This is a genomic window from Pseudomonas sp. S44 (assembly GCF_016624805.1).
Lineage (GTDB): Bacteria > Pseudomonadota > Gammaproteobacteria > Pseudomonadales > Pseudomonadaceae > Aquipseudomonas > Aquipseudomonas machongensis.
In genome coordinates this window covers 48,749-67,813 of record NZ_JACVTY010000013.1, presented here as the reverse complement: position 1 = coordinate 67,813, position 19,065 = coordinate 48,749, and the positions used below count along the sequence as shown (strand labels likewise).

At 61.7% G+C, this 19,065-nt stretch carries 18 protein-coding genes; 4 read left to right on the top strand and 14 right to left on the bottom strand.

Annotated elements, in window-relative coordinates:
- Positions 1-147: 147 nt before the first annotated feature.
- Positions 148-582 carry a DoxX family protein gene (locus tag IAE40_RS12195; RefSeq protein ID WP_054892377.1) on the bottom strand — a complete coding sequence of 145 codons (435 nt, stop codon included), beginning with the start codon at positions 580-582 and terminating at the stop codon, positions 148-150.
- A 108-nt stretch (positions 583-690) separates the two neighbouring features.
- Positions 691-2,097 carry a transglycosylase SLT domain-containing protein gene (locus IAE40_RS12190; protein ID WP_197890044.1) on the bottom strand — a complete coding sequence of 469 codons (1,407 nt, stop codon included), beginning with the start codon at positions 2,095-2,097 and terminating at the stop codon, positions 691-693.
- Between the two features lie 155 nt (positions 2,098-2,252).
- Here IAE40_RS12190 and IAE40_RS12185 point away from each other — a divergent pair, with 155 nt between their 5' ends.
- The 3 genes from IAE40_RS12185 to IAE40_RS12175 all read left to right on the top strand — a co-directional run bounded on the left by IAE40_RS12185 (position 2,253) and on the right by IAE40_RS12175 (position 5,060).
- Positions 2,253-3,050, top strand: a complete 798-nt coding sequence (locus tag IAE40_RS12185; protein ID WP_200603240.1) for a TatD family hydrolase — start codon at positions 2,253-2,255, stop codon at positions 3,048-3,050.
- 87 nt (positions 3,051-3,137) lie between these two features.
- Positions 3,138-4,616 carry a methyl-accepting chemotaxis protein gene (locus tag IAE40_RS12180; RefSeq protein ID WP_200603239.1) on the top strand — a complete coding sequence of 493 codons (1,479 nt, stop codon included), beginning with the start codon at positions 3,138-3,140 and terminating at the stop codon, positions 4,614-4,616.
- Positions 4,617-4,691: 75 nt separating this feature from the next.
- The gene (locus tag IAE40_RS12175; RefSeq protein ID WP_125930339.1) at positions 4,692-5,060 is read left to right on the top strand and encodes an Mpo1-like protein; all 369 of its coding nucleotides are present in this window, start codon (positions 4,692-4,694) and stop codon (positions 5,058-5,060) included.
- 14 nt (positions 5,061-5,074) lie between these two features.
- Here the strand turns inward: IAE40_RS12175 and IAE40_RS12170 are convergent, their stop codons facing one another.
- The 3 genes from IAE40_RS12170 to IAE40_RS12160 form a co-directional block, all read right to left on the bottom strand.
- A complete protein-coding gene (locus IAE40_RS12170) occupies positions 5,075-5,872 on the bottom strand; it encodes an acyl-CoA thioesterase (RefSeq protein WP_200603238.1) in 798 nt (265 codons plus the stop codon).
- Positions 5,873-5,965: 93 nt separating this feature from the next.
- Positions 5,966-6,733: a CHAD domain-containing protein gene (locus tag IAE40_RS12165; protein ID WP_197890036.1), complete on the bottom strand. Its 768-nt coding sequence runs from the start codon at positions 6,731-6,733 to the stop codon at positions 5,966-5,968.
- Positions 6,734-6,747: 14 nt separating this feature from the next.
- Positions 6,748-7,026 carry a hypothetical protein gene (locus IAE40_RS12160; RefSeq protein ID WP_054892384.1) on the bottom strand — a complete coding sequence of 93 codons (279 nt, stop codon included), beginning with the start codon at positions 7,024-7,026 and terminating at the stop codon, positions 6,748-6,750.
- A gap of 157 nt (positions 7,027-7,183) precedes the next feature.
- Between IAE40_RS12160 and IAE40_RS12155 the strand changes: the two genes are divergently transcribed.
- On the top strand, positions 7,184-8,224 hold the full coding sequence (locus IAE40_RS12155; protein ID WP_112897885.1) for a patatin-like phospholipase family protein: 1,041 nt from the start codon (positions 7,184-7,186) through the stop codon (positions 8,222-8,224).
- A 109-nt stretch (positions 8,225-8,333) separates the two neighbouring features.
- On the opposite strand, the gene IAE40_RS12150 is transcribed toward IAE40_RS12155, so the two are convergent.
- The 9 genes from IAE40_RS12150 to IAE40_RS12110 form a co-directional block, all read right to left on the bottom strand.
- A complete protein-coding gene (locus IAE40_RS12150) occupies positions 8,334-10,205 on the bottom strand; it encodes a SurA N-terminal domain-containing protein (protein WP_200603237.1) in 1,872 nt (623 codons plus the stop codon).
- Positions 10,206-10,389: 184 nt separating this feature from the next.
- Positions 10,390-10,662, bottom strand: coding sequence for a nucleoid-associated protein HU-beta (hupB, locus tag IAE40_RS12145; RefSeq protein WP_054892387.1), 273 nt, complete (start codon positions 10,660-10,662; stop codon positions 10,390-10,392).
- Between the two features lie 153 nt (positions 10,663-10,815).
- On the bottom strand, positions 10,816-13,212 hold the full coding sequence (gene lon / locus IAE40_RS12140; protein WP_054892388.1) for an endopeptidase La: 2,397 nt from the start codon (positions 13,210-13,212) through the stop codon (positions 10,816-10,818).
- Between the two features lie 156 nt (positions 13,213-13,368).
- A complete protein-coding gene (gene clpX, locus IAE40_RS12135; protein ID WP_065861265.1) occupies positions 13,369-14,652 on the bottom strand; it encodes an ATP-dependent Clp protease ATP-binding subunit ClpX in 1,284 nt (427 codons plus the stop codon).
- A gap of 108 nt (positions 14,653-14,760) precedes the next feature.
- Complete coding sequence (gene clpP / locus IAE40_RS12130) at positions 14,761-15,402, bottom strand: ATP-dependent Clp endopeptidase proteolytic subunit ClpP (protein ID WP_029613529.1); 642 nt, start codon at positions 15,400-15,402, stop codon at positions 14,761-14,763.
- A 91-nt stretch (positions 15,403-15,493) separates the two neighbouring features.
- Positions 15,494-16,807 (bottom strand): trigger factor, encoded by a 1,314-nt coding sequence (gene tig, locus IAE40_RS12125; RefSeq protein WP_054892390.1) that lies wholly within the window; start codon positions 16,805-16,807, stop codon positions 15,494-15,496.
- A 243-nt stretch (positions 16,808-17,050) separates the two neighbouring features.
- Complete coding sequence (locus IAE40_RS12120; protein WP_153772949.1) at positions 17,051-17,350, bottom strand: DUF6388 family protein; 300 nt, start codon at positions 17,348-17,350, stop codon at positions 17,051-17,053.
- Positions 17,351-17,438: 88 nt separating this feature from the next.
- The gene (locus tag IAE40_RS12115) at positions 17,439-18,269 is read right to left on the bottom strand and encodes an alpha/beta hydrolase (RefSeq protein WP_200603236.1); all 831 of its coding nucleotides are present in this window, start codon (positions 18,267-18,269) and stop codon (positions 17,439-17,441) included.
- Between the two features lie 5 nt (positions 18,270-18,274).
- Positions 18,275-19,054 carry a class I SAM-dependent methyltransferase gene (locus IAE40_RS12110; protein WP_153772947.1) on the bottom strand — a complete coding sequence of 260 codons (780 nt, stop codon included), beginning with the start codon at positions 19,052-19,054 and terminating at the stop codon, positions 18,275-18,277.
- Between the last annotated feature and the right edge of the window lie 11 nt (positions 19,055-19,065).

Genomic DNA, 19,065 nt, shown 5'->3' with positions numbered 1-19,065 from the left:
TAGCGGTATTTCGGATTGCCCTGGGGCCTCTCCTGCGCCCCGCAAGTAGCTGTTTAAATCGGCGCAAGCGGTATCGTAGAGCGTCGAACGGCAAGCTGCAAGTGGGCGTTCACTTGCAGCTTGCCGCAGGCGGGTTGCAGCGAGATGTCAGCGGGCGATCAGGCGATCCAGCGACAGGCGCCCTGCCCCTTCGACCAGTACCGCCAGCGTGCCGCCCAACAGCGCCAGGGCGAACTCGTAGCCGTTGTTGGACATGAACAGGCCATTGCCGATGTGCACCGAGAAGATCGCGACCACCAGTGTCACGCTCAGCGCCAGCGCAGCCGGGCGGGCCAGCAGGCCGAGCAGCAGTGCCAGGCCGCCAAAGAATTCCGCGCTGCCCGAGAGCAGGGCCATCAGATAGCCAGGGGCCAGGCCAATGCTCTCCATCCATTGACCGGTGCCTTCCAGGCCATAGCCACCGAACAGGCCGAACAGCTTCTGTGAGCCATGCGCCATGAAGATGATGCCGACCAGGATGCGGATGATGCTGAGGCCGAAACCGGCACGGGTGACGAACAGGGCGTTGAGGGAGGGATTCATCGGGTGAGCTTCCTTGAAATGTCAGGTTGGAATGGCCGCCATCTTAATCAAACCAACGAATAAGAAAACCGCAAAAAACCTAACAAACAAATCGAAAAAGTCGATTTATCAACGTTTCGCGACCCGCTCCAAGGCGCTGCGCTCCCGGTTGAATGCCAGGAAGTACTTGTTGACGCTGTTGACGAAGTTCACCGGCCCCATACCCACCTGCTCCATGGCGATGCGCTCGGTCTGGAAAAACCACTGGTTACCGTTGAGGCCACGGCGACGGGCCTCGGCGCGCATTGCCTGGACGCGTTCCGGGCCGAGGTTGTAGGCGGCAAGAATGAAGGCCATGCGCTCACGCTCATTGAGCTGCGGGCTGGAAAAGAACTTGCGTCGGATCAGCGCGAGGTAGCGCGCGCTGGCCTGAACATTGCCATCGACCGTGGCGGTATTGCTCACGCCCACCCGTTGCGCGGCGGCCGGGGTGATCTGCATCAGCCCATGGGCGCCCCCTGTACCACGGGCCTTGGGATCGAATGTCGACTCCTTGAACGCCAGGGCCGCCAGGTTGAGCCAGTCGATCTGCTGCTCGGCGCCGTGCTTCTGCAACACCGCGCGCAGCGACTCCAGGCGCTGGCGGTCCTGGCGGGCCAACGGATTGTGCACGCGGTACTGGCGTCGATAGATGCGCTCGAAGGCTGCATCCTGGTTGTCCGGCGCGCGGTAAACGGCAAGGAAGCGGTCCACGCTGGCCAGCAACTGCTCGGCATCCTTGCGCACATACCAGCGCATGGCCTGAGGTTGGCTCAGACGCAACTGGGTGTCCAGGCGCAGCTTGGGCATCACCCGCGCCCAGCGCTGGGCGATGGGGCGCTCCACTACGGTCAGGTGATAGATGCCGGCCTGGACCATCTCCAGTACATCTTCGACTGCCAGGGTCGGATCGACCCACTCGATCTTCACCAGCGGGCGCTTGCGCAGGGCCAACTGCTGGTTGATCTGCTCGATCACCGCACCGGCAGCGCTGGCGGTGGTCAGGGCGATGGTGCGCCCGGACAGCTGCTCGACCCGGCTGAAGGCTCGCTCACCCTTGCGTCCGACCAGCATCAGCGGCACCTGGTCAAGCACCGGCGCACTGACTCCGACGCCCTGCACCAGCCCCGCATCAAGCAATTCGCCAGGCGCGGCAAGGTCGCCTTCACCGCGCTGCAGGGCGCCTATCAGTTGTTCCTTGGCGCGCGGGACGATCTGCAGCGTGATTTCCTGACCGTCCGCGACCCGCGCATTGAGAAAATGCTCCAGCGCGCGCAGGCGATAGTACTCGATACCCACCGGTTCGCCCTTGACCTCGCCTGAGCTGTTGCGGCTCTGGTTGACCAGCACCCGCAACACCTTGCTCGCTCGAATCTGCGCAAGGTCGCGACTCTGGCTCGCCGGCACATGCTGCAACGGGCCGGTTTCGCGGGCGATGGCAGGCGCTGCGGCGATCAGCCCGAGCAACAGCAAGGTCGTCAGCAGGGTTCGCAGCATGAAGAAGGGTCCAGAAGCGGTTGGCGAAACCATGCGCCGAGCGGTGCGCATGACAAATGACGGCAAGAGACCATGGCAAACGTTTGAAGTTCTTGGTTTTTCTGCGAACTTGCAGATTTTGCTATGCTGGCCGCCCCGCGGCACGAGGTAGCACCATGCAACTGATCGATATCGGCGTCAACCTGACCAACAGCAGCTTTCACGACCAGCAGGCGGCGATCGTCGAACGCGCCCTGGCCGCCGGCGTGGCGCAGATGGTTTTGACCGGCACCAGCCTTGCCGTCAGCGAAGAGGCCCTGCTGCTATGCCAGCGCCTGGATGAGGCTGGCCAACACCTGTTCAGCACGGCCGGCGTCCACCCTCACGATGCCAGCCATTGGGAAGGCGCCAGCGAACGCACCCTGCGCGATCTGCTGGCTCAGCCGCGGGTGCTTGCCGTGGGTGAATGCGGGTTGGACTTCAACCGTGACTTCTCCCCCCGTCCACAGCAGGAAAAAGCCCTGGAAGCTCAACTGGCCCTGGCCGCCGAAGTGCAGTTGCCGGTCTTCCTGCATGAACGCGATGCCAGCGAGCGGCTATTGGCAATCCTCAGGCACTACCGCGACCAGTTGCCAGCCGCCGTGGTGCATTGCTTCACTGGCGAGCGCCAGGCGCTGTTCGCCTACCTCGACCTGGACCTGCACATCGGCATCACCGGGTGGATCTGTGACGAGCGACGCGGGACGCACCTGCATCCACTGGTAGGCAATATTCCCGAAGGCCGACTGATGCTCGAAAGCGATGCGCCCTACCTGCTGCCGCGCACCCTGCGGCCGAAACCGAAGAGCGGACGCAACGAACCGGCGTTCCTGCCTGAAGTACTGCGTGAAGTCGCCTTGCACCGGGGTGAAAGCCTTGAGCACTGCGCCCAGCACACCACGGCCACGGCCAAGGATTTCTTCAAGCTCCCTTGACGCATGTCATAAAGGCTTCGCGCGCGAGCGGACACAATGATGGCACCTTGCCAATAATGTTTCCGCTCAACTCAGAGAAGACCTACCATGGGTGCCTGGCTTAGCAATATTTCCCTGAAGTACAAATTCTGGGCAGTCAATGCGGTGGCCTTCGTCACCACCTTGCTGCTGGTGCTCTACGCGGTCTACCTGGAGCAGCAGGCCCGCGCCGAATCGGCCCAGGCGCATGCCGTCGCCCAGGCCGAACTGCTGGCCACCTGGCCCGCTGCACAACCCCTCCCCCATCTGCCACAGATGATCACTTGGCAGGAAGGCCAGACCCCGAGCTTCAAAGGCGAGCCCGTCGAGGCACTGCGTGACGGCCAAGGCTGGGTCGCGTTGCCCGCGGCCTGGCTGTTTGGCGACGATCCGCTGCGCGGCGCCCAGGTGCTGCGCCAGGGCAATCAGCACATTGCCGTGCTGGCGCAATCGCCAAGCCTGCGCCAGGTATTCATCGACCGGTTCAGCAACTACGCGGTGTGCGTACTGATTCTCATGCTGGCGATGCTTGGCGCTTCGCAGCTGCTGATCCGCTTCCTGCTCAGCCAGCTCAACACCCTCAAGGATGTGATGCTGCACGTGGAAAAAACCGGCGACCTGTCGGCGCGCGTGCCGCTGGCCTGTGGCGACGAAGTGGGCCAGATGGCCGGAGCCTTCAATGCCATGCAGACGACCTACCACCGCGTGGTCAGCACGGTGGCCCACACTGCCGCGCAACTGGACTCAGGCGCCGCACGTCTGGCCACGAGCATGGACGAAGTACGCCACGGCATGATCGGCCAGCAGAGCGAGACCGACCAGGCCGCGACAGCGATCAACGAGATGTCCGCCACCGTGCATCACATCGCCCAGCACGCCGGCGCCACCCGTGACCTGTCGCAAAGCGCCGACAGCCTCGCCGGCAGCGGCCAGGAAGTGGTCAGCCGGGTACAGGATTCCATTGCCGGGCTGTCCAGTGGCGTGCAGCAGACTGCCGAGATGATTCGCCAACTGGCCGACGACAGCCAGAAGATCAACGGCGTGGTCAGCGTGATCCACAGCATCGCCGAACAGACCAACCTGCTGGCCCTCAACGCCGCCATCGAAGCCGCACGCGCCGGCGACCTGGGTCGCGGCTTCGCGGTGGTGGCCGACGAAGTACGCAACCTGGCCAAGCGCGTGCAGAACTCCACCAACGAGATCACCACCATGGTGTCCGCGCTTCAGGACGGCACCCGTGATGCCGTGGAGTACATGCAAGAGAGCTCCTACAAGGCCGACGACTGCGTCAAGCAGGCCCGCGAAGCCGGCGATGCGCTGGCCGAAATCACCCGCGCGGTAGCGCAGATGCGCGAGAGCAACACACAGATCGCCGTGGCCGCCGAGCAGCAGAGCCAGGTCGCCGAGGAGATGAACCGGGCAGTGGTGAGCATCCGCGACGTCACCGAAGAAACCGTACAGCAGACCGTAGGATCGGCCACCACCAGCAATGCGTTGGCGACCCTCGCCGGCGAACTGAACAAAGCCATCGGCCAGCTCAAGCTATAGTCCCGATAAACAGCCTCGATTGGCCCCCTGCGGGGGGCCGCACTAAGCTCTGGACATGACCAAGGGGAATTGTCCATGAGCAAACGTCTGCCGAATCTGCCCGCCTGGCAATGGCGCGGCTACCACCATAATCACCGCCACCCGACCAACCTGGTGCTGCACCTGATTGCCGTACCGCTGTTCATCCTTGGTGCTCTGCTGGTGCTTTCAGGCCTGTTCTCGCTCGACATCACCCAGCTTGCGGTAGGCGTGATCGCGCTGATCGCAGGGCTTGCCATGCAGCGCCAGGGCCATCGCCTGGAGGCCGAGCAACCCGAGCCGTTCAGTGATCGACAGGACGCCCTGAAACGTCTGTTGACCGAACAGTTCATCACCTTCCCACGTTTCGTCCTGAGCGGTGGCTGGTGGCGTGCCTGGCGCGAAAGACACAAGCATCGGCCCTGAACACGCGGCAAGGCTCAGGCAAACACCGTCACCGTCTGCCGGCTCAAGGCCAACAAACGGCCATCGGCCGACCATAAGCGGGCTGCGGCATGCCCATAACCATCACGGGCGTGCTCGGTCTCTACACAATACTGGTACCAGTCGTGCGTGCTCAGCTCCGGCAATGGCTGGACGAACTCAATGGTCCAGGTCAGGGTGCTGCCTGCGGCAGGTTGCTTGAGAAAAGGCATCAGGCTCGGCGGCCAGGCATCGACCAGCGCCAGCAGGTGCGACACTTCAAGCGGCGCCTCCGGGAGGTCGCGCAGACGCACCCAGCCGCCCATCTGGCGCGATGCGTTTCCGCTGAAGGGTAGCCCCCCGATCGCCCAGCGCAGCGCCACCTTGCGCATGAATTCAGGCATGACGCCCTTGATGTAGGGTAACTCCGGCGCCGAATCCTCCAGAGCCTTGAACGGTGGCGCTGGCTCGGCCTGCACCTCCACCACCGACGGGCGTCCGGCACCGAAGTTGCCCTGCACCAGCGTCACCACCTGCCCATCCTGGATCGCACGCCCCAGCAGCGTGCTCACAGCCTTGCCCTCACGCAGCACCTCGGCCTCGAAGCGTATCGGCACATCCGGGGCCGCCGGGCCGACGAAACTGATGGCCAACGAGCGCACTGGCCGCCCATCGCTGATCTTCTGACACATCGCCTCATAGACCAACGCCGCCATCAACCCGCCAAACGAAGCGCGGCCCTGGGCCCAGTCTGGTGGGATACTGACCGACGCCGGGTGACGGCGCACGGCCTCTAGCAGTTCATCGAAATTCATGGAAGTCCTTGGCCTCTATCGACAACGGGGTCAAGGCGCATGGTAACCAGCAGGCTGGCACAGGGCAGCCCGCATATCGGTCATTTACTGGGGTTATCGACGCGACAGGGCTTTGCGCAACGACGCCAAGGTGGCATCGCTGGCACGCTCGGTCTCATGCAACTCGGTTTCCCAAGCCGCCTCGCACGGCGCCAGGTCGGGATGCTCGCGCAACTGCAGCAGCCATTGAACACGATCATGCCAATCGCCCAGGTCGCCTTGCGCCTGCTTGAGCAGCCTCTGAAGCTTCTTCCCTGCATGGCGCAACTGCGGGTAGGCCTCATCGCCGTAGCGCACCCGTTTGATCAACAGACGCAAGCGATGCCGGTCGTGGGCCGGATCGTCGATGGCCGCTTCCAGCTTGCGCCATTGCTTGCGCAGGCGTTTGTCGATGCGCGTGCCCAAGTCATTCGCCAGGCCTTCGCGTTGCGAAGCACGCAGGAACAGGGGGAATGAATCGAGTATCGCCAGCAGCCGGGCCAACTGCGGGCTGGCAGCGACGCTGGCGAAAGCTGCCGCCCTGCCCTGCAGGCGCCGCTGCCCGGCGTGCACGTACCCAGCAGAGATCAACTGATCGGCCAGCACCTCACGGTCGCGCGGAGGCGTGGTGAGCGTGCCCAGCGATTTCGCTGCATCCTCCAACTGTTCGACACCCGGCAGCGCGCGCAAGGGTCGCAGCAGACTGCGCAGGCGCCTGACACTGGTGCGCAGGTCGTGCAGGGCTTCGCTGTCGGTATCGGCGGCCAGGCGTTCCCGGCAGGCCAGTAGACGCACCTGCAGGGCCAGGACCTGAGCGACTACATGATCGAGCATCGCGGGCATATCAGCCTCCTCGGTCAACGGCCTGCACGGGACTCACGGATATAGAAACGTGCTCGCTCGGCTTTGCTGCTGCACCCCTCGAACGCCTCGAACTGCTGCTGGGTCTTGGCTCCAGTCAGCAATGACAGCGCCTTGGAGTAGCTCACGGTACCGGCAAACCCTTCGGCCTTGGCGAGGTCGAGCTCCTTCCAGGCCGCATCCAACTGAGTCGCGCAACTGTCGCGATAGGCCGTCTTGCCCGCACAGCCAGCAAGGGCCAGGGCAATCAGGGGAAGGCAGATCCAGGCTTTCATCGGGCATTACCTCAAGAAGGACAAAACAGTCGCTGTTCGACGGCCGGCAACGTGAAAAGTGCCATGCTCAGCGTAGCCCAGCGCGCAACGACATTGAAGCACCGGCACCAATGGGTGCATTGTTGGAATACGCGCGAAATGCCTTGGGGGGAAAAGTATGAGCAAGCGTGTCGCACTGGTGCTCGGTTCGGGCGGTGCCCGGGGATATGCGCACATCGGCGTGATCGAGGAGATCGAGCGTCGCGGCTACGAAATCGCCTGCATCGCCGGTTGCTCGATGGGCGCGGTGATTGGTGGCATCTATGCCGCCGGCAAGCTCGACGAATACCGTCGCTGGATAGAAAGCCTGGACTACCTCGACGTGCTGCGCCTGGTGGATGTGAGCTTTCGCCTGGGCGCCATTCGTGGTGACAAGGTATTTGGACAAATCCGCAAGATCGTCGGCGAGATCAATATCGAACAACTGCGAATCCCCTATACCGCCGTTGCCACCGACCTGACCAACCAGCAGGAAATCTGGTTCCAGGAAGGCTGCCTGCACCAGGCCATGCGCGCCTCGGCGGCGATTCCCAGCCTGTTCACGCCCGTCATGCAGGGCAACCGCATGCTGGTCGATGGCGGTATTCTCAATCCATTGCCGATCGTGCCGGTGGTGTCCAGTCACTGCGACCTGATCATCGCGGTCAACCTCAACGCCACCAATCAGAAACAGTACCAGTTGCCGGTGATCGAACGCCCGGCGGCGTTCAGGATGCGTTTCGAATCGGTGATCAGTTCGCTGGGGTCGCGCATGCCGTTTCGCCGCAAGCCGGCCGAGCAGCTGATGCGCATCGAGCAGGAAATCGTCGCCGAACGCATGAGCCAGACAAACCCGTGGCTGAGCGACCCCGCCGACCCGGAAAGCCAGCAACCGGCAGCGGCCCCGGAACGCGAAGGCGCCCCCAAGTCGGCGACCGGTTCGTTCATCATCGATAACGTCGGACCTGCATCGCTACTCGACCTGATCAACCAGAGCTTCGAGGTGATGCAGACCTCGCTGGCACAGTACAAGATCGCCGGGTATCCGCCGGATGTACTGATCAACGTGCCGAAGCGGGTATGCCGGTTCTTCGAGTTCTACAAGGCGCCGGAGCTGATCGCACTGGGGCGTGAGATTGCGCGGGATACCCTGGACAGTCATGAGGGGGAGCAGCGCTAGGCAGGAGTATCGGCGCTGACTTTTTCGCGGGCCTGTCCGCGAAAATACCTGGAGATGCCGAAAACGAAACAGGCCGCTTAAGCGGCCTGTTTCTTCACGACGACAGCACTCAGTAACGGGTGATGTCGGCGCTGGCTTCCAGTTGCTTGCGGAAGGCAGCGAAGTCCTGCTGGCCTGCGCGCGAAGCGAGGTAGCGACGAATCTGCACCTTCTCCTCGTCGGAGGCGGCAGCACCTTCGTTGACACCCTTGAGCTGCAGCACTACCAGGCTGCCGTCACCCAGGACGACACTGCCGTAGACCGGCTTGTCCTTGGACTCAGGCTTGGCCATGCGGAACGCGGCCTGCAGTTCGGCTGGGTCGATGCCGTCCTGGTTGCGGGTCACCGCCTCCTGCACCTTCCACTTCTGCCCTTCCTGGTCGGCGCCCTTGGCGATCGAACCATCACGCAGGCCGGCAATCAGCTTGTCCGCCTTGGCCTTGAGCTCGGCGGTCGCCTTCTCCTTGGCCAGGTGTTCTCTGATGTTCTTCGACACGACTTCCAGCGCCAGTTGCTCCGGCTTGCGGTGCTCTTTCACACGCAGTACCACCACGGTCTCAGGGTCCAGCTCCAGGGCACTGCTGTTGGCGCCTTCGTCCATCACCTCTTCACTGAACGCAGCCTGGATCACCGAACGGTTGGCAGTGATGCCCTCGCCGCCCTCACGGCCGAACGGTGCCGAGGTCTGTACCTTCAAGCCCAGTTCCTGCGCAGGCTGCGCCAGGTCGGAGGCTTCGAAGGCCGAGTCTTCCAGTTGCTTGGTGACTTCGACGAACTTCTGCTCGACCTGCTGGGTTTTCAGCTCGTGGGTCAGCTTGTCCTTCAGGCTGGCGAAGGTAGGCACTTCAGGCGCCTCGACGCCCAGCAGCTTGATCAGGTGGTAGCCGTACTCGGTGCGAACCGGTGCCGACACCTGGTCCTTGTTCAACTTGTACAGGGCATCCTCGAAGGCCGGGTCATAGACACCCGGACCTGCGAAGCCGAGGTCACCGCCATTGGCCGCCGAGCCCGGATCCTGGGAGAACTCCTTGGCCAACTTGGCGAAGTCTTCACCCTTGGACAGGCGCTGCTGGATCTCTTCGATGCGGGCCTTGGCCTGGGCATCATCGGTCTTGTCGTTGACTTCGACCAGGATGTGCGCAGCGCGGCGCTGTTCCGCGAGGTTGGCGATTTCCTTTTCGTACAGCGCCTTGAGCTCGTCTTCGTTGACCGAAACCTGGTCGAAGAACGCAGCTTTCTTGAGCTCGATGTAATCGATGACCACCTGATCAGGGGTCATGAATTCCTTGGCGTGCTGATCGTAATGAGCCTTGATCTCTTCATCGCTCACCTTGACTGCGGCCGGGTTGGCCTTGAAGGTCAGCGAAGCGAAATCGCGGGTCTGGTTTTCCAGACGGGCGAAGGCGTCGACTTGTTTGTCGGTAACGAAGCTGCTGCCTGCCAGGCCGGTACGCAGCTGGCCGATGAGCATTTCCTGGGCGAGCATTTCGCGGAACTGCATGCGGCCGTAGCCCATCTGGCGGATGACGGCGTCGAAGCGCTCGGCGCTGAACTTGCCATCGACCTGGAACTCAGGCGTCTGCAGGATCAACTGATCCAGTGCCGCCTCGGAGAAAGCGAACTTGGCGTCTTCGGCACCCTGCAACAGCAGCTTGCGTTCGATCAGCCCCTTGAGTGCGGCCTCACGCAGCATCTTCTCGTCCAGCATCGCCGGATCGAAATCCTTGCCCAGCTGTTGCATCAGCTGGCGGCGCTGCATGTCGACGGCCTGGCTCAGCTCGTTCTGGCTGATGGTCTGGCCATTCACCTTGGCGGCATCCTGGCTGTGGCTGGCGGCCTGGAAGATGGCCTCGAAACCGGTCAGTGCCATCAGCACGACGATGAGGCCAATGATGGTCTTGGCAATCCAACCCTGTGAATTGTCCCTGATATTCTGCAGCATGCGTCCCCCAGAAACGGTCGTACCACTGCATCGACAACCGCGGAGAGTGGGTAGAATCCTGATAAAAGAAAGGCGCATCCGAGGATGCGCCTTTTCTTAGCAAACGTGGCAGGCGGGAACGTTTGCGGCCCCCGCCGCTACGTGCTCGGACCTGGCCAGGCCGGGTCCGGCTGAAAGAGACGACTTAGTTGACGGCGTCTTTCAGGCCTTTGCCAGCTTTGAAGCCTGGAACCTTGGCAGCAGCGATCTTGATCGCCTTGCCGGTTTGCGGGTTACGGCCGGTGCGCTCAGCGCGCTCCTTGACGGAGAAGGTACCAAAGCCAACCAGAACGACGTCGTCGCCTGCTTTCAGGGCACCGGTTACGGAGTCAATTACTGCGTCCAGCGCGCGGCCGGCTACAGCTTTCGGGATGTCAGCAGAAGCGGCGATAGCGTCAATCAGTTCCGACTTGTTCACTCTAAGTCCCCTTATATCTCTATTGAGTTTGTTTCTAAGTATGTAATGAAAAGCTTATGAAACGATCATTGGGTGGCCTGTTGACACTGGCGTGCCGCTTTATAGCAAGGGCCCGAAAAAGCTGTCAACCGAAGGCCCCCAATGAGATACGAACTAGTGCGTGCTAATTCTTTCCTTAGCATCGCTGTCGCGCTTCTCTTCTTTCGCGACAATCTCCGGAGCCACATCTGGCAAGGGCTCCGGGGCGTATTGCAGCGCAATTTGCAGGACCTCGTCAATCCATTTAACCGGTTTGATTTGCAGATCCTGTTTTATATTTTCAGGAATCTCCTTCAGGTCACGCACATTTTCCTCGGGAATGATGACTGTCTTGATCCCGCCGCGGTGCGCCGCAAGCAGTTTTTCCTTCAGCCCGCCGATGGCAAGCACCTGACCGCGCAGGGTGATTTCACCGGTCATCGCCACGTCGGCACGCACCGGAATCTGGGTCAGCGCCGAGACCAGTGCAGTGCACATGCCGATACCGGCACTCGGGCCATCCTTCGGCGTGGCGCCCTCAGGCATGTGGATGTGCACGTCGTGCTTCTCGTGGAAATCGGCAGCGATACCCAGGCTGCGGGCGCGGCTGCGTACCACGGTCTGTGCGGCAGTGATCGATTCGACCATGACATCGCCGAGCGAGCCGGTCTTGATCAACTGCCCCTTGCCAGGAATCACGACCGCCTCGATGGTCAGCAGCTCACCGCCGACCTGGGTCCAGGCAAGGCCTGTGACCTGGCCGATCTGGTCCTGGGTTTCGGCCAGACCATAACGGAACTTGCGCACACCCAGCAGGTGTTCGAGCTGGTCGCCGGTGACCTTGACCTTCACCTGCTTGTTGCCCGCATGCTCCTTGACCACCTTGCGGCAGACCTTGGCAATCTGGCGCTCCAGACCACGCACACCGGCTTCTCGAGTGTAGTAGCGGATGATGTCGCGGATCGCGGCGACGTCGACCTCCAGCTCTTCCTTCTTGAGGCCGTTGGCCTTGACCTGCTTGGGCACCAGGTACTTGACCGCAATGTTGACCTTCTCGTCCTCTGTGTAGCCCGGCAGACGAATGATCTCCATCCGGTCCAGCAACGCTGGCGGAATGTTCATCGAGTTGGAGGTGCACAGGAACATCACGTCCGAGAGGTCGTAGTCGACTTCCAGGTAGTGATCGTTGAAGTTGTGATTCTGCTCCGGGTCGAGCACCTCGAGCAGTGCCGAGGCCGGATCGCCGCGCATGTCGCTGCCCATCTTGTCGATCTCGTCGAGCAGGAACAGCGGGTTGCGCACCCCGACCTTGGTCATCTTCTGAATCAGGCGACCCGGCATAGAGCCGATGTAGGTACGGCGGTGACCACGGATCTCGGCCTCGTCACGCACACCACCCAAGGCCATGCGCACGAACTTGCGATTGGTGGCAGCGGCGATCGACTCGGCCAGCGATGTCTTGCCCACGCCGGGCGGCCCGACGAGGCACAGGACGGGGCCACGGATCTTCTTCACGCGCTTCTGGACCGCGAGGTACTCGAGAATACGCTCCTTCACCTCTTCCAGGCCGTAGTGGTCCGAATCGAGGATCTCTTCGGCCTTGGCCAGATCCAGACGCACCTTGCTCTGGGCTTTCCAGGGCACCTGCACCAGCCAGTCGAGGTAAGAGCGCACCACCGTGGCCTCGGCGGACATCGGCGACATCTGCTTGAGCTTGTTCAGCTCGGCCTGGGCCTTGGTGAGGGCATCCTTGGGCAGGCCAGCAGCATCGATACGCTTTTTCAGCTCCTCGACTTCGTTGTGGCCTTCGTCGCCGTCGCCGAGCTCCTTCTGAATGGCCTTCATCTGCTCATTCAGGTAGTACTCGCGCTGGCTGCGCTCCATCTGCTTCTTGACCCGGCCACGGATGCGCTTCTCGACCTGCAGCAAGTCGATTTCCGCGTCCAGCAGCGCCAGTACGTGCTCGACACGGGCAGACAGGTCGATGATCTCGAGGATTTCCTGCTTCTGCTCGATCTTCAGCGCCATGTGTGCGGCCATGGTATCGACCAGGCGCCCCGGCTCTTCGATGCTGTTGAGCGAGGACAGCACTTCGGCAGGCACTTTCTTGCCCAGCTGAACGTACTGCTCGAACTGCGACAGCAGGCTGCGCACGAACACTTCGGACTCGCGCTCGGCCGCCTCGACCTCGTCGATCAGGCTGACTTCGGCGCGAACGTGGCCTTCGACCTCGGTGAAGCGCTCGACCGCACCGCGCTGCTCGCCTTCGACCAGCACCTTGACGGTGCCATCAGGCAGCTTGAGCAGTTGCAGGACGGTAGCGATGGTGCCGACGCGATACAGGGCATCTTCGCCCGGATCATCGTCGGCTGGATTCTTCTGGGCCAGCAGGAGGATCTGCTTTTCGCCCGTCATTGCGGCCTCTAGGGCTTCGATGGACTTCTCGCGTCCCACGAACAGCGGGATAACCATGTGCGGATAGACGACGACATCGCGCAATGGCAAAAGAGGCAAGTCGAGGGTGGTCTTCATGATTTCGCCTCTACAGCGGCCTTGTGGCCGGAAACCGGTGGAAATAGTGCTTGGAGCTAATGTGGGGGCAGGTCCGCAAAAATACAAGCGCTGGCGCCAGAAAAGCAGAAAGGGGCCCGCGGGCCCCTTTCTGCTTCAACGTATCAGGCGTGCGACTCAGGCGTCAGGCACGGCCTTGGCTTGCGGCTCGTTGTTCTCGTAGATCAGCAGCGGCTGCGAAGTACCGTCGATGACGCTCTCGTCGATCACCACCTTGCTGACATCCTTCTGCGAAGGAATCTCGTACATGGTGTCGAGCAGCACGCCTTCGAGGATCGAACGCAGGCCACGGGCGCCGGTCTTGCGCTCCAGGGCCTTGCGAGCAACGGCCTTGAGCGCGTCGCTGCGGAACTCGAGGTCCACGCTTTCCATCTCGAACAGCCTGGCGTATTGCTTGGTCAGGGCGTTCTTCGGCTCGGTGAGAATCTGCATCAACGCCGCTTCGTCCAGCTCGTCGAGCGTGGCCAGAACCGGCAAGCGACCGACGAATTCCGGAATCAGGCCAAACTTGACCAGATCGTCCGGCTCGACTTCGCGCAGCGACTCACCCACCTTCTTGCCTTCCTGCTTGCTGCGCACTTCCGCGCCGAAACCGATACCACCTTTGGTGGAGCGGTTCTGGATGACCTTCTCGAGACCCGAGAATGCGCCACCGCAGATGAACAGGATGTTACGCGTGTCGACCTGCAGGAACTCCTGCTGCGGGTGCTTGCGGCCACCCTGGGGCGGCACGGAAGCCACGGTGCCCTCGATCAGCTTCAGCAATGCCTGCTGCACGCCCTCGCCCGAGACGTCACGGGTGATGGACGGGTTGTCCGACTTGCGCGAGATCTTGTCGATCTCGTCGATGTAGACGATGCCCATCTGGGCCTTTTCCACATCGTAGTCGCACTTCTGCAACAGCTTCTGAATGATGTTCTCGACGTCCTCACCCACATAACCGGCTTCGGTCAGGGTGGTGGCGTCGGCGATGGTGAACGGCACGTTCAACAGGCGCGCGAGGGTTTCGGCGAGCAGGGTCTTGCCCGAGCCGGTAGGCCCGATCAGGAGGATGTTGCTCTTGCCGAGTTCGACCTCGTCGCCCTTCTTGTCACGCTGGTTCAGGCGCTTGTAGTGGTTGTACACCGCTACGGCAAGCACCTTCTTGGCGCGCTCCTGACCAATGACGTACTGGTCCAGGATACCGCTGATTTCTTTCGGCGAAGGTAATTTGTGCGCGTTGCTCTCGGCCTGGGCTTCCTGCACCTCCTCTCGGATGATGTCGTTGCACAGGTCGACGCACTCGTCGCAGATAAATACCGAGGGCCCGGCAATCAATTTGCGCACTTCGTGCTGGCTTTTGCCGCAGAAGGAGCAATAGAGCAATTTGCCGTTGTCCTCGCCGTTACGGGTGTCAGTCATTCGATCGATCCAATCCGGTAGGCTTGCAACACAAGATGAAGGCAATTGCGGGCTTTTTCAAGTCCGCAGGCGGGCCCTTTCGGCGCCCGCCCGCTCTGGCGCCTGGGCTCAGGATACCAGTTGCCGCTTGTCGTAGACCGAGTCGACCAGGCCGTACTCGGCCGCGCGCGAGGCGCTCATGAAGTTGTCACGCTCGGTGTCGCGCTTGATGGTCTCGAGGTCCTGGCCGGTGTGGAAGGCCAGCAGCTCGTTCAGGCGCGCCTTGATGCTGAGGATTTCCTGGGCATGGATCTCGATGTCGGTCGCCTGGCCCTGGAAGCCGCCCAGCGGCTGGTGAATCATCACGCGCGAGTTCGGCAGGCAGTGACGCTTGCCTGCCGCACCGGCTGCCAGCAGGAAGGCGCCCATGCTGCAGGCCTGGCCGATGCAGATGGTGGAGACGTCCGGCTTGATGAATTGCATGGTGTCGTAGATCGACATGCCTGCGGTGACCGAGCCACCCGGCGAGTTGATGTACAGATGGATATCCTTGTCCGGGTTTTCCGCTTCAAGGAACAGCAGCTGCGCCACAACCAGGTTGGCCATGTAGTCCTCTACAGGACCCACCAGGAAGATCACACGCTCCTTCAACAGGCGCGAGTAGATGTCGTAGGCACGTTCGCCACGGGCGGACTGCTCGATAACCATCGGGACCAGACCGCCTGCGGCCTGGATGTCAGAGCTCTGCTGAATATAAGAATTGCGGGACATGTCCTGCACTCACTCCCAAATAGTCATGGCTTTAATAACGCACAAGCCAGCCCGAAGGCTGGCTTGTGGGGTTTCCTACGAGAGTAGCAAATCACTCAGCTTCGGCAGGAGCCTGTGCTGGCTTGACAGCCTCTTCGTACGAGACCGACTTGTCGGTCACAGTCGCTTTCTGCAGGACAGTATCTACAACTTGCTCTTCCAGCACAACCGAACGGACTTCGTTCAGTTGCTGGTCGTTCTTGTAGTACCAGTTGATGACCTGCTCAGGCTCCTGGTAAGCGGAAGCCATTTCCTCGATCATCTCGCGAACCTTGGCATCGTCCGGCTTCAGCTCGAACTGCTTGACCACCTCGGCGACGATCAGGCCCAGGACCACACGGCGCTTGGCTTGCTCTTCGAACAGCTCGGCCGGCAGTTGCTCAGGCTTGATGTTGCCACCGAACTGCTGGACAGCCTGCACGCGCAGACGGTTGACTTCGTTTTCCAGCAGGGCTTTCGGCACGTCTACCGGGTTGGCGGCCAGCAGACCGTCCATGACCTGGTTCTTGACCTTGGCCTTGATGGCCTGGCGCAGTTCGCGCTCCATGTTCTTGCGAACTTCGGTGCGGAAGCCTTCCAGGGTGGATTCCTTGATGCCGAACTGGGCGAAGAAGGCTTCGTTCAGCTCTGGCAGCACAGGTGCGGAAACGCTGTTGACAGTGATGGTGAACTCGGCGGCCTTGTTGGCCAGATCCAGGTTCTGGTAGTCCTCGGGGAAGGTCACGTTGACGACGCGCTCTTCACCGGCCTTGGCGCCAACCAGGCCATCTTCGAAGCCCGGGATCATGCGGCCGGAACCCAGTACCAGCTGGGTGCCCTTGGCCGAACCACCGGCGAAGGCCTCACCGTCGATCTTGCCGACGAAGTCGATGTTGACCTGGTCGTCTTTCTCGGCAGCGCGCTCGACGGCTTCGAAACGGACGTTCTGCTTGCGCAGCACTTCCAGCATGTTGTCCAGGTCGGCGTCAGCGACGTCGGCGCTCAGGCGCTCGACGTTGATCGACTCGAAGCCGGCAACGGTGAATTCAGGGAAGACTTCGAAGACGGCGACGAACTCGAGGTCCTTGCCTTTCTCGAACGACTTAGGCTCGACAGCCGGGGCGCCAGCCGGGTTCAGCTTCTGCTCGACCACGGCTTCATAGAAGGAGGCCTGGACCAGGTCACCGAAGGCTTCCTGGCGGGCAGCGTCTTCGTAACGCTGACGGATAACGCTCATTGGCACCTTGCCTGGACGGAAGCCCGGGACCTTGGCGCGACGGGCAGTCTGTTGCAGACGCTTGTTGACTTCGTTCTCGACGCGCTCGGCCGGAACGGCGATGGTCATGCGGCGCTCGAGAGCGGAAGTGTTTTCAACAGAAACTTGCATGGATATTCCTCGTTGCACAGACGTTAGCCGGCGATAGCCCGACTCCAGAATCAAGGGCGAATATTCTAGTGACTCACGCACCAGAAGTCACCCCACTCGGGACGACGGACAACCACGCCGGTCGATTTCGTTTACAGGCCGGCGCAAAAACGCGCCAGGCCTCGTTACTCAAGGGCTGCGCGCCATCTTTGAGGCGCATGCCGAAAAAACCTGTCAAACAGTTACAACTGCAGAATCGGCCCGTTACTGCGAGTCGATTTCATTGAACTGGCAATATTCTTCCCAAGACATGCCCAGCGCCTCGGCCACCTCGCGGTGAGTCTCCAGGCGCATGGCCTGCAATTGCTCCGGGTTTTCGGCGATCAACTGCAAGGCCAGCTCCCAGGGCTCGATACCCTGCTCCTGAGCCGCATCCTCGAACGCCCACTCGACCTGCTGGGCCTGCTCGCGCGCGTCAAGCTCGCGGATCTCCTCGAGCAATTGCGGGTTGGCTTCGCGAAAGCGCTGCAGCGCCAACGCCTGGCGCGCTTCTTTGGCAATCATCGATATTTCCCCTGCCGGTCACCGACCGGTGTTTCAACCGGCTGAAATCTATCAGCTTTTATAGCGTGGCCACCAGAGGGCAAGCCCCTCAATCCTTCCGCTCGACAGGTGCACACGCCAGCGACCGCTGCCGCCAGCTCGGCCAGGCCTGTTGCCAACCCCGCTCATGCGTCACACCCGACAGGGAAACCAGTTCGAGGCAAGGCGCCTCTCCCAACTGCCGAGCATAAAACGCCGCAACGCCAGCAGGCATCTGGCGATCCTCGGCACCCAGCAAATGGCGCTGGGGAATACGCGCCAGGCGTTCCCGATACTGTAAAGGCTCGAGCGAACCTTCCAGCGGCGTCAGCTCAAGCATTCGCGCCCATTCGGCCGGACTCAGATTGCCGGCAAGGGTCTGGACCTGCCACACATCCTCACGCCGACCCGCCAGCAACAAGGCAAGCGCTCCGCCGCCGGAGTAGCCCACCAGCTCGAAGCCCTGATTGCCATAACGCGACTTCACGTCATCGAGCGCCCGACCAAGAGCGCCCAGCACCTCAGGGGAGAAGCGCCGACTGGTCCACAGCGCCGGCGTGCATCCAGGGACGCTGACGAACTGACAGGGCCTGGCCATATATAAGGAAGGTGTCGGATCCTGCATCGCCAGGTCGACCACCAGAGTCTGCCGCGGCGTAGGATCCAGACTCGGCTGCGAGGGCGTGACCCAGGCATGGCCATCACCCTCCAGATAAACCCGCAGCACGTTGGCTGCGGGCATCCGCGCGGGCGCCACGATCAGCAGTGGAAAGCTTCCCAGCGCCAGCACCTGTACCTCACGACCGTACTCGGCAGCCCTGTGCTCCAGCGCTTCGCGCGGCGACTGGCACGCAGCGAGCACAAGAGCACCCACAACAGCCAGTACACCCCTGCCCCACATCGAAATCAGACGAAGCTGAGGTTGTGACGCTGCGCGCCATAGACCACGCGTGCAGCGGTGATCAGTTGGTGAGGGATCTCGACGTAAGGAACGTCGGAGTTGCTCAGCGCCATGTCGAACAGCTGCACCAGCACGGAATTGCGGCGCACCAGGATCACATCAGACCAATCGGTATTGGTCATCGCCACCGGAATGAAGTCCGAACGCTTCATGAAGCTGCCGAGCGCTTCGAGCACGCCCAGGTTCTGCTTGGTGCCATTGGCACTGAAGCAGCAGTCGTTGAGCATCATGATGCCGTCCGGACCAAGCATTTCCTGGTAATACATCATGTCGCGCAGGACGTACTCGTACTGGTGGTTGGCATCCACGTAGACGAAATCGAACTGCTCGATGCCGGTCCGCTCGCGGATCCTGTCGATCGCACCGATGGTGTCGGAGCGAATCACCGTGACCTCGGGCATATCGAGGAACTTGGACACGCACTCTTCGTACAAGCGGTCCCAGGTCGCGTCATCGTGCAGCGAGCCACCATAGTAGTACTCGTAGTCCTCCACCGGAGAGACCCAGGGCGGCAACTGATCGAATGGACTGTAAGCCTTGTTCGACTCCTTGCTCCAGCTGTCGGCCAGCACCATGCGTTCTGGCGTCAGGGCTGCGCGCAGCTTGAGGGCGTTCTCGCCGCGCAGCACGCCAAGCTCGGCAACCACCGGGCGTTTTTCCAGCGCATTGAAGACCGCGCCAACCACGTAATACAGACTATCCCTATGCGTGCTGCAGACTTTCATGTTCGTTCCTT